The organism is Nocardia seriolae NBRC 15557 (genome assembly GCF_007990715.1).
Taxonomy (GTDB): domain Bacteria; phylum Actinomycetota; class Actinomycetes; order Mycobacteriales; family Mycobacteriaceae; genus Nocardia; species Nocardia seriolae.
This window is the reverse complement of the sequence record NZ_BJWY01000194.1, coordinates 1-8,679: the sequence shown is the minus strand read 5'-3', so window position 1 is coordinate 8,679 and position 8,679 is coordinate 1. Positions and strand designations below refer to the sequence as shown.

Here is an 8,679-nt window from a genome sequence, read left to right as displayed (position 1 = left end):
GGACACTAGTGTCCGAGGATGAATTCGACGCCGCCTACGAGAAGATTCAGCGGTACGGCCTCACCTATTGGGCCGACCCGCGGCAACAGGGTGTCAACCAGATCAACCACAATGACGGCGGCCGGGGGATCTACTTCCTCGATCCCGTCGGCCACTACATGGAGCTGATCACCGTCCCGTACGGCGGCTGGCCCCAATAGTTTTCACGCGGCCACCGCTGTACCCAGCGAGAGCGCGCTCCAAGGCTTGGGCCCGTCCTGCTGGTAATAGCGGTCGATATCGCGGATCTCGAACCCCGCGGATTCGACCAGGCCGCGAATATCCCGGTTGAGGTGGCAGCCCCCGGCCACCGCCTTCTGAATCGGATTCAACCGGTTCTGCCACTTCACCACGCTCGGATCCGGTGCGAGACCGTGCTCGACGAAATGAAAAGTGCCGCCGGGCACCAGCACTCGGCGCACCTCGGCGAGCGCGGACTCGACATCGGGAATGGTGCACAGTGTCCACGTCGACAGCGCCGAATCGAAACTGTTGTCCGCGAACGGCAGATGCTGACCGTCCAGCCCGGACCGCTGCACCGGAATCGCCGACGCGGCCACCCGCTCGGCCGCCATCCGCCACCCCAGATCGGCGGGCTCGACCACGCTCACCGATGTCACGGTGTCCGGATAGAACGGCACATTGCGCCCGGAGCCGAAGCCGATCTCGAGCACCCGCCCGTGCAGGCCCGCGCAGACCCGCTTGCGCTCGGCATTGAGGTATTTCGTCCCGCAGCACATGTCCACGAGCCGCGGCAGCACCCGGTCTTCGTAAATTCCCACGCCACCACTCTTCCAACCGAGATGCCCGCGCGCCAGGCCAATCTGCTCGAGCGTTCAGTGTGTCGGCGGGAACCGCTGGGTCAGCCAGCCGGTGACATAGGTCAGCACCTGCGGGTCGATGGTGGTCTCGATCTTGGAGTACTCGGCCGGGCTGCCGGTTCCGGCGGGTTGCATCAGGTGGTTGAGGCCGTCGAAGACGAACACGGTGGCATCCGGGTCGGCCGCGAGCAGGGTGCGCGCCGGGCCCTCGCTCTGGGACGGCGGCACCTGGAGATCCTTGCTGCCGTAGAAGGCCAGCACCGGAACCCGCAGCGCCGACAGCGCCGGGGCCGGGTCGTAGCCGATCAGCGCGGCCATGTACGGAGTCACCAGCGCGTCGATCTCGTCGTCGGACATCTTCCGCTCGGCGGGCAGTTCGTCATTGTGCTTGCGCACATAGGTCTTGGCGGCCTCCAGATCACCCGTGCGCAGCAGGGTCGTCAGGGTCGAACTGAACGCGACCTGCTTGTCGATCTCCTCGGGCGTCGCGCCGTTCGCGGCGTAGATCAACCGCTCCTGCAGGACCAGCACGTCCGCGCCGAGCACCGCCGGGCCCGCCATCATGATCACGAAGGCCACGCCGCTGCCGGGTCGCGAGGCGTAGAGCGGTCCCAGGTATCCGCCCTCGCTGTGGCCGAGCAGCCCGATCCGCTTGGCGTCGATCTCGGAACGACCGTGCAGGAACGCCATTCCCGCGCCGATGTCGTTCGCCAGATCCTGGTAGCTGGAGGTGTCCAGGTTGCCGCCGGTCTTGCCGACGCCGCGCTTGTCGGTGCGCAGCACCGCGTACCCGGCGCGGGTCAGCGTATCGGCGAGCAGCAGGAACGGCTTGTGGCCCAGGATCTCCTCATTGCGGTCATTGGGCCCGCTGCCATTGACGAGCACCACGGTCGGGAACGGCCCGCCGCCGCTGGGCTCGGTCAGCGTTCCGGCGATGGTGATGTCGCCGCTGCGGTAGGCGACATCCTCGGACTTGTACGGGAACGGCGGCTTCGGCTCCTGCGGCCGGGGCGGTCCCTCCACCTTGCCGCGGGTCAGATCGAGCGGATAGGTCTGCCCGGACTGGGTGAACTGCCCCTTGATGCTGTCCGAGGCCTTATCGTATTTGCCCTGGTACGAGGGATTTCCCGGAGTCTTGGGCAGGGTCCAGGAGATCGCGTCGGGATCGGTCTTCACATCGGCGAGGGGCTTCTCGACAACGCCCTGCGCCGGAATGTCGATGGTGGCCTTGCCGTCGGTGAAGGTGACCCCCACCGCCAGGGGATGATCCGGAATCCCGAGATCGCCGTGGAAGTCCCCAGTGACGCGCGCGGGCGCGGGCGCGACCTCCGGTTTCGTCGAACACCCCGTGACCAGGGCGACGACCGCCAAGACAGCCAGCAGGACCGACCGCAGCGTACGCATGATCCTCAGCCTACGCACCCCACGCGCGGTAACGACCCCATCCCGAACCGGACACTCGAAATAACCACTGGGCCAATGCCAATAACTGTCCCGGCCCGGTCATTGCCCGGTGCGACCCACCCCTCGTACCGTGTAAGAGGTGAGCAATGACGCTTCTCCCACCGGGTTCGTGGACCTGCCCGCCTCCGTGAGCGGCTACGCGAGCGCCGAATTCGGTCCGTTGGTGCGCACTTTCGCGCGGATGATCGGCGGTCACCCGGGTGCGGGCGGTGCGCTCACCGTGCATCTGCGCGGGGAACCGCTGGTCGAGATCTGCACCGGCGAGGCCGCCCCGGGACGAAACTGGACCCCCGACACCGGCTCGGTGATCTTCTCCGCCACCAAAGGCCTTGCGGCCACGGTCATTCACCGGCTCGCCGACCGCGGGCTCATCGACTACGACGCGCCGATCGCCTACTACTGGCCCGAATTCGCGGCCAATGGCAAGGAGCGGATCACGGTGCGGGAGGTGCTGTCGCACCGGGCCGGGCTGTACGGCCTGCCCGCCATCGCGCGCGGGCTCGACGACGTGCTCGACCACCGCATGATGGAGGACCAGCTGGCGGCGGCGAAACCCGATCATCTGCTGGGCATGCCGACCTATCACGCGCTGACCTTCGGCTGGCTGCTGGCGGGCCTGGCGCGGGCGGTCACCGGGCGCGGCATGGCGGAGCTGTTCCGCACCGAGATCGCCGAGCCGCTGGGCGCGGAGGGCATCCACCTGGGCATGCCGCCGGCCGGTTCACCCACGAGCGCCGCCGTCATGGCGGGCAACAAGCTGTCGATGGTCGGCACCGATTACGTCTCGCTGGTGCTGGGCCGCGCCTACTCGCTGCCCGGTGCGCTGGGGGCCGCGGCCCGCGCCTTGTTCCTGCCCGGACTGGACCAGCTGCTGGAAGGCGACGAACCGCCCATCCTGCGCACCGAACTCGGCGCGGGCAACGGCGTCTGCACCGCCGACGGCCTGGCCACGGTCTACGGCGCGCTCGCCAACGAGGGTATGCACCAGGGCCGCCGCTACCTGTCGCCGCAGACCGTGAAGGCCATGCGGCGGGTCGAGACCTATCGCCTCGACCACGCGCTATTCTACATCCCGATGATGTGGCACATGGGTTATCACTCCCTGCCGGTTCCGGGCGCCCGCGCGGGCTTCGGGCACATCGGGCTGGGCGGATCGTTCGGCTGGGCCGATCCGCGACGGGGACTTTCGGTCGGATTCGTGCACAACCGCCTCGGCATCGGGGCGGCGAGCCTGGACCAAATCGCGTCGGCATGGGTGCTGCCGCTGGTGGTGCGGGGCGCCAATGCGGCGCGCCGCACCACTACCCGTGTCGAACCCGCCGCCGCCTGAGACGGATTCAGCGTCGGGCGATCGCGGCCAGGACGCCGGGATCCACCAGCGTCGAGGTGTCGCCGGGGTCGCGTCCTTCGGCCACATCGCGCAGCAGGCGGCGCATGATCTTGCCCGAGCGGGTCTTGGGCAGCTCCGGGACCACGTGGATGTCGCGCGGGCGCGCGATCGGGCTGATCTCGCGGGCGACCTCGGCCTTCAGCTCGCGCACCAGATCGGTTCCGGTGTCGGTGGTGTCGGCGGTCAGGATGACGAAGGCGACAATGCCCTGCCCGGTGGTCTCGTCCGCCGCGCCGACCACCGCGGCCTCGGCCACGCCGGAGTGGCCGACCAGCGCGGACTCCACCTCGGCGGTGGAGATGCGGTGGCCCGACACGTTCATGACATCGTCGACCCGGCCCAGGATCCACAGGTCGCCGTCGGCGTCGAAACGCGCGCCGTCACCGGCGAAATACCAGCCGGTGGAGGCGAATCGGTCCCAGTAGGTCTCGCGGAAGCGCTGCGGGTCGCCCCAGATGCCGCGGGCCATGGACGGCCAGGGCTCGGTGAGCACCAGCAGGCCGTTGGCATCGCGGTCGCCGAGATCGGCGCCGTCCTCGTCGACGATTTTCGCCGAGATGCCGGGTATCGGGGTCATGGCCGCGCCCGGCTTGGCCGCGGTGACGCCGGGCAACGGGGAGATCATGATGGCGCCGGTCTCGGTCTGCCACCAGGTATCCACGATGGGAGTCTTGTTGCCGCCCAACACATCCCGGTACCAGCGCCAGGCTTCCGGGTTGATCGGCTCGCCGACCGAACCCAGCAGCCGCAGGCTCGACAGGTCGTGCGCCTCCGGAATCTCGCGGCCCCACTTCATGAAGGTGCGGACCAGCGTCGGCGCCGTGTAATAGATGGTGACGCCGTACTTTTCGATGATCTGCCAGTGGCGGTGTTCGTCGGGGAAGTTGGGGTGCCCTCGTAGACGACTTCGGTGGCTCCATTGGCCAGCGGGCCGTACACGATGTAGCTGTGCCCGGTCACCCAGCCGATGTCGGCGGTGCACCAGTACACGTCCTGACCCGGTCGATGGTCGAAGACGACATTGTGGGTATAGGCCGCCTGGGTGAGGTAACCACCGGACGTGTGCAGGATGCCCTTGGGTTTCCCGGTGGTGCCGGAGGTGTAGAGGATGAACAGCGGGTGCTCGGCGTCGAAGGGCTGTGCCTCGTGCTCGGGGGAGGCCAGGGAGACGGTCTCGTGCCACCACAGGTCGCGGCCGGAAACCATCGGGGTGTCGATTCCGGTGCGGCGCACCACGATCACGTGCTCGACGGTCGAATCGCCTTCCGCGAGTGCCTCGTCCACCGCCGGCTTCAGCGGCGCGGCCGAACCCCGCCGCCACTGCCCATCGGTGGTGATCACCAGCCGCGCTCCGGCGTCGTCGACCCGCTGCCGCAGCGCGCTCGCCGAGAACCCCGCGAACACCACCGAGTGCACCAGCCCGAGCCGCGCGCACGCCAGCATCGCGACGATGGCCTCCGGGACCATCGGCATGTAGATGGCCACCCGGTCACCGGCGGTCAGGCCGAGACCGGTGAAAGTGTTCGCCGCCCTGGACACTTCGGCCAGCAGTTCGGCATAGGTGAGATCGCGGCTGTCGCCGGGCTCGCCCTCCCAGTGGATGGCGACCCGCTCGCCGTGCCCGTCGAGCACGTGCCGGTCCACGCAGTTGTAGGCGACGTTCAGCTTGCCGTCGGCGAACCACTCGGCGAAGGGGGCGTCATCCCAGTCGAGGACCCGGGTGAAGGGCCGGTGCCAGTGCAGGCGGTTCGCCTGCTCGGCCCAGAATCCCTCCCGATCCGCCGCTGCCCGGTCGTACAGCGCGCTACTCGTATCGGTCACTGCGCTTGCTCCTGTCGAATGATGGTGGGGGACAATGCCGTTCCCCGGGGCGGGCCGCGCGGTCCCCGCCCCGGGGCGGGTCAGTGCGCGATCGCCTTCTCGGCTCCGACGCCGGTCAGGGCGCGCACCTCCATTTCGGCGGCCTTGGCCGGGTCCTCGTCGCTCTTGCCCACGAAGGTGCCGACAATGCCGAGCACGAAGGCGAGCGGGATGGAGACGATGCCCGGGTTGGACAGCGGGAACCAGTCGAAGTCCAGTTTCGGCAGCATGGCCGTCTTGGAACCGGACACGGCGGGGGAGAAGACGATCAGCACGATGGTGGAGATCAGGCCGCCGTACATGCTCCACAGCGCGCCGGTGGTGTTGAACCGCTTCCAGAACAGCGAGTACAGGATGGTCGGCAGGTTCGCCGAGGCCGCCACCGCGAACGCCAGCGCCACCAGGAACGCGATGTTCTGGCCGTTGGCCAGGATCCCCAGGCCGATGGCCAGCAGGCCCACCACCAGCGCGGTGATGCGCGAGACCCGCACCTGCTCGCTGTCACTCACCTTGCCGCGCTTGATGACTCCGGCGTAGATGTCGTGCGCGAAGGACGCCGAGGCGGTGATGGTCAGACCCGCGACCACCGCCAGGATGGTGGCGAAGGCGACCGCGGAGATGATGGCCAGCAGCACCACCCCGCCGAGCTCGAACGCCAGCAGCGGGGCGGCCGAATTCTGGCCGCCGGCCGCGGCCAGGATCTTGTCCGGGCCCACGATGGCGGCCGCGCCGTAGCCGAGCACCAGCGTGAACAGGTAGAACGCGCCGATCAGGCCGATCGCCCAGACCACCGAGCGGCGCGCCTCTTTCGCGGTGGGCACGGTGTAGAAGCGCATGAGCACGTGCGGCAGACCGGCCGTGCCCAGCACCAGGGCCAGGCCCAGGGAGACGAAGTTCAGCTTGGAGGTGCCGGTCGCGCCGTACTGCGCGCCCGGGGCCAGCACATCCCGCTTGGCCACGGCCTTGGCGGTCGACTCCGACACGTGCTGCTGCGCCGAGCCGAGGATGTCGGAGAAGTGGAATCCGAACTTGCCCAGCACCATGACGGTCATGAGGGCCGCGCCCGCGATGAGCAGCACCGCCTTGATGATCTGCACCCAGGTGGTGCCCTTCATGCCGCCCACCAGCACGTAGACGATCATGAGAATGCCGACGACCGCGATCACCACCGACTGCCCGGTGCGGCTCTTGATATCGAGCAGCAGCGCCACCAGCCCGCCCGCGCCTGCCATCTGTGCCAGCAGGTAGAACAGCGACACCGCGAGGGTGGACAGCGCCGCGGCGGTGCGCACCGGACCCTGCCGGAGCCGGAAGCTCAGCACATCGGCCATGGTGAATTTGCCGGTGTTGCGCAGCATTTCGGCGACCAGCAGCAGCGCGACCAGCCACGCCACCAGGAAGCCGATGGAGTACAGGAACCCGTCGTACCCGTACACCGCGATGGCCCCCGCGATGCCGAGAAAGCTTGCGGCCGAAAGCTAATCGCCCGCGATGGCGATGCCGTTCTGCGGGCCGGAAAAGCCGCGGCCGCCGGTGAAGAAGTCCGCCGCACCGGCATTGGAGCGGCTGGCCCGCACCACCACGACCATGGTGACGGCCACGAACAGCGCGAAGATGGCGATATTGACCGCGGGCTTGCCGACGGTCTCGGCCGCGGCGTAGGTCAGGGTGTTCACGCCCGATCCCCCTCCAGCTCGGCGCGCAGCGCGGCGGCGCGCGGATCCAGCTCCCGGTTGGCGAACCGGACGTAGAGGCCGGTGATCACGAAGGTCGACACGAACTGCCCGAGCCCGAGCAGCAGGCCGGTGTTCACGTTCCCGAACACCTTGTGCGCCATGAAGTCATGGGCGTACGCGCCCAGCAGCACGTAGCTCAGGTACCAGGTGAGGAACAGGGCGGTCATGGGAAACGCGAAGCGGCGCAGGCGGGTACGGAGTTCCTGGAACTCCGGACTGGCCTGCATGGCGGCGAATTCCGCCGCCGTAGGGGCGGGCGGCGGGGTGCCGCCGAGCTCGGTGGTGCTCATCGTCAGGGTCCTAGCGTGTGACGGGGCTTACTTGCCGCGGAACGCTAGCCAGGACTTCATGATCAACACATGATGTGGCTTGGGTCACTCGCCCAACCCCCCACTTCCTGCGCCGAACGGTCCCTCCCCCGCGCCGAACGGTCAACGACCCAACATGCCGCGACACCGAAATCGCGCTCAACCGGCAACGGCCGGGAACCGCCGTCGGCCGATGGCGGGCTTTCGGTCAGGTCTGTGGCGCTGGTGATTTGGGTGATACTGGCGGTGTGAACGGGACGTGGGAGGCGTGGGGTCGGGTCGTGGTGGCCGCGATCGCCGCGATACCGGTAGCCGGTCTCGTCGCGTGGCGGCTGGCTGGGCGGGTCGGGTGGCGTGCGGCGCTGTGCGATGTCGGGATGGTGACGGGTACCGCGCCCTGGTTGTGGATGATTCTCACGCCGACAGGAACAGGTCGTTCGGTGAATCTCGTGCCGCTGCGTGATCTGGCCGAGCAACTGGCCGAAGACCGGGCAATCGAGCAGTTCGGCGGGAATCTATTGGTCTTCGCCGCACTCGGCTTCCTGTTGCCGGTGCGCCGCCCCTGGTTCGCCCACTCGTACCGCATCCTATTGGCGGGAGCAGCAGCGTCGATCGCGGTGGAAACCGCACAGTTCGCCCTCGCCATCGGCCGCCACTCATCCATCGACGACGTGCTGCTCAACACGGCCGGTGCATGCCTGGCGGGCCAGCTCTCCCGACCTCGGTGGGCATCGCGCGCCGTTACCGACCGGTCCGAGTCGGCATTGCCCGAAGATCCGACCCAGGGCATTGCCTCCGACCGAGACGCGGTCAGCGGCAGATGAGTGCGTTTCTGAACTGGTCGAAGTGACACCAGGGACCGGAGCTGAACTCCCCTCGTCCCTTGGTTAATGCCATTAATGCATCATTGATCAATGGCCGACTGGCAGCGCAGGATGAACGATCTCTACCGTCTGCAACAACGCGCCGACGAGATCAAGGGGTTCGACGCGCCACCGGCTCCGGCGCCTTTTGGCGCGTCCGCAGAGGCTTTCGCCGCCGCTGAGCAGCGGCTAGTGTCG

Annotated in this window: 6 protein-coding genes and 2 pseudogenes; 3 read left to right on the top strand and 5 right to left on the bottom strand. The window is 68.2% G+C overall.

Annotated elements, in window-relative coordinates; all coding sequences use genetic code 11:
- Positions 1-200, top strand: a 200-nt coding sequence (locus NS2_RS34115) for a VOC family protein (protein ID WP_507763483.1), incomplete at its 5' end; no start/stop codon positions are given.
- A 3-nt stretch (positions 201-203) separates the two neighbouring features.
- Here NS2_RS34115 and NS2_RS34110 read toward each other — a convergent pair.
- Both NS2_RS34110 and NS2_RS34105 read right to left on the bottom strand, forming a co-directional pair.
- Complete coding sequence (locus NS2_RS34110) at positions 204-857, bottom strand: class I SAM-dependent methyltransferase (RefSeq protein WP_268931868.1); 654 nt, start codon at positions 855-857, stop codon at positions 204-206.
- A gap of 18 nt (positions 858-875) precedes the next feature.
- Positions 876-2,264 (bottom strand): alpha/beta hydrolase family protein, encoded by a 1,389-nt coding sequence (locus tag NS2_RS34105; protein WP_033091429.1) that lies wholly within the window; start codon positions 2,262-2,264, stop codon positions 876-878.
- A 139-nt stretch (positions 2,265-2,403) separates the two neighbouring features.
- Here NS2_RS34105 and NS2_RS34100 point away from each other — a divergent pair, with 139 nt between their 5' ends.
- Positions 2,404-3,654, top strand: coding sequence for a serine hydrolase domain-containing protein (locus NS2_RS34100; RefSeq protein WP_033091430.1), 1,251 nt, complete (start codon positions 2,404-2,406; stop codon positions 3,652-3,654).
- Positions 3,655-3,661: 7 nt separating this feature from the next.
- On the opposite strand, the pseudogene acs reads toward NS2_RS34100, so the two are convergent.
- The 3 genes and pseudogenes from acs to NS2_RS34085 form a co-directional block, all read right to left on the bottom strand.
- Positions 3,662-5,571: pseudogene (gene acs / locus NS2_RS34095) on the bottom strand (acetate--CoA ligase).
- Positions 5,572-5,615: 44 nt separating this feature from the next.
- A pseudogene (locus NS2_RS34090) lies at positions 5,616-7,250 on the bottom strand (monocarboxylic acid transporter).
- Positions 7,247-7,600, bottom strand: a complete 354-nt coding sequence (locus NS2_RS34085) for a DUF485 domain-containing protein (RefSeq protein WP_033091431.1) — start codon at positions 7,598-7,600, stop codon at positions 7,247-7,249. The pseudogene NS2_RS34090 and the gene NS2_RS34085 overlap by 4 nt, the downstream one beginning before the upstream one ends.
- A gap of 302 nt (positions 7,601-7,902) precedes the next feature.
- Between NS2_RS34085 and NS2_RS34080 the strand changes: the two genes are divergently transcribed.
- The gene (locus NS2_RS34080; RefSeq protein ID WP_261772334.1) at positions 7,903-8,442 is read left to right on the top strand and encodes a VanZ family protein; all 540 of its coding nucleotides are present in this window, start codon (positions 7,903-7,905) and stop codon (positions 8,440-8,442) included.
- Positions 8,443-8,679: the final 237 nt, after the last annotated feature.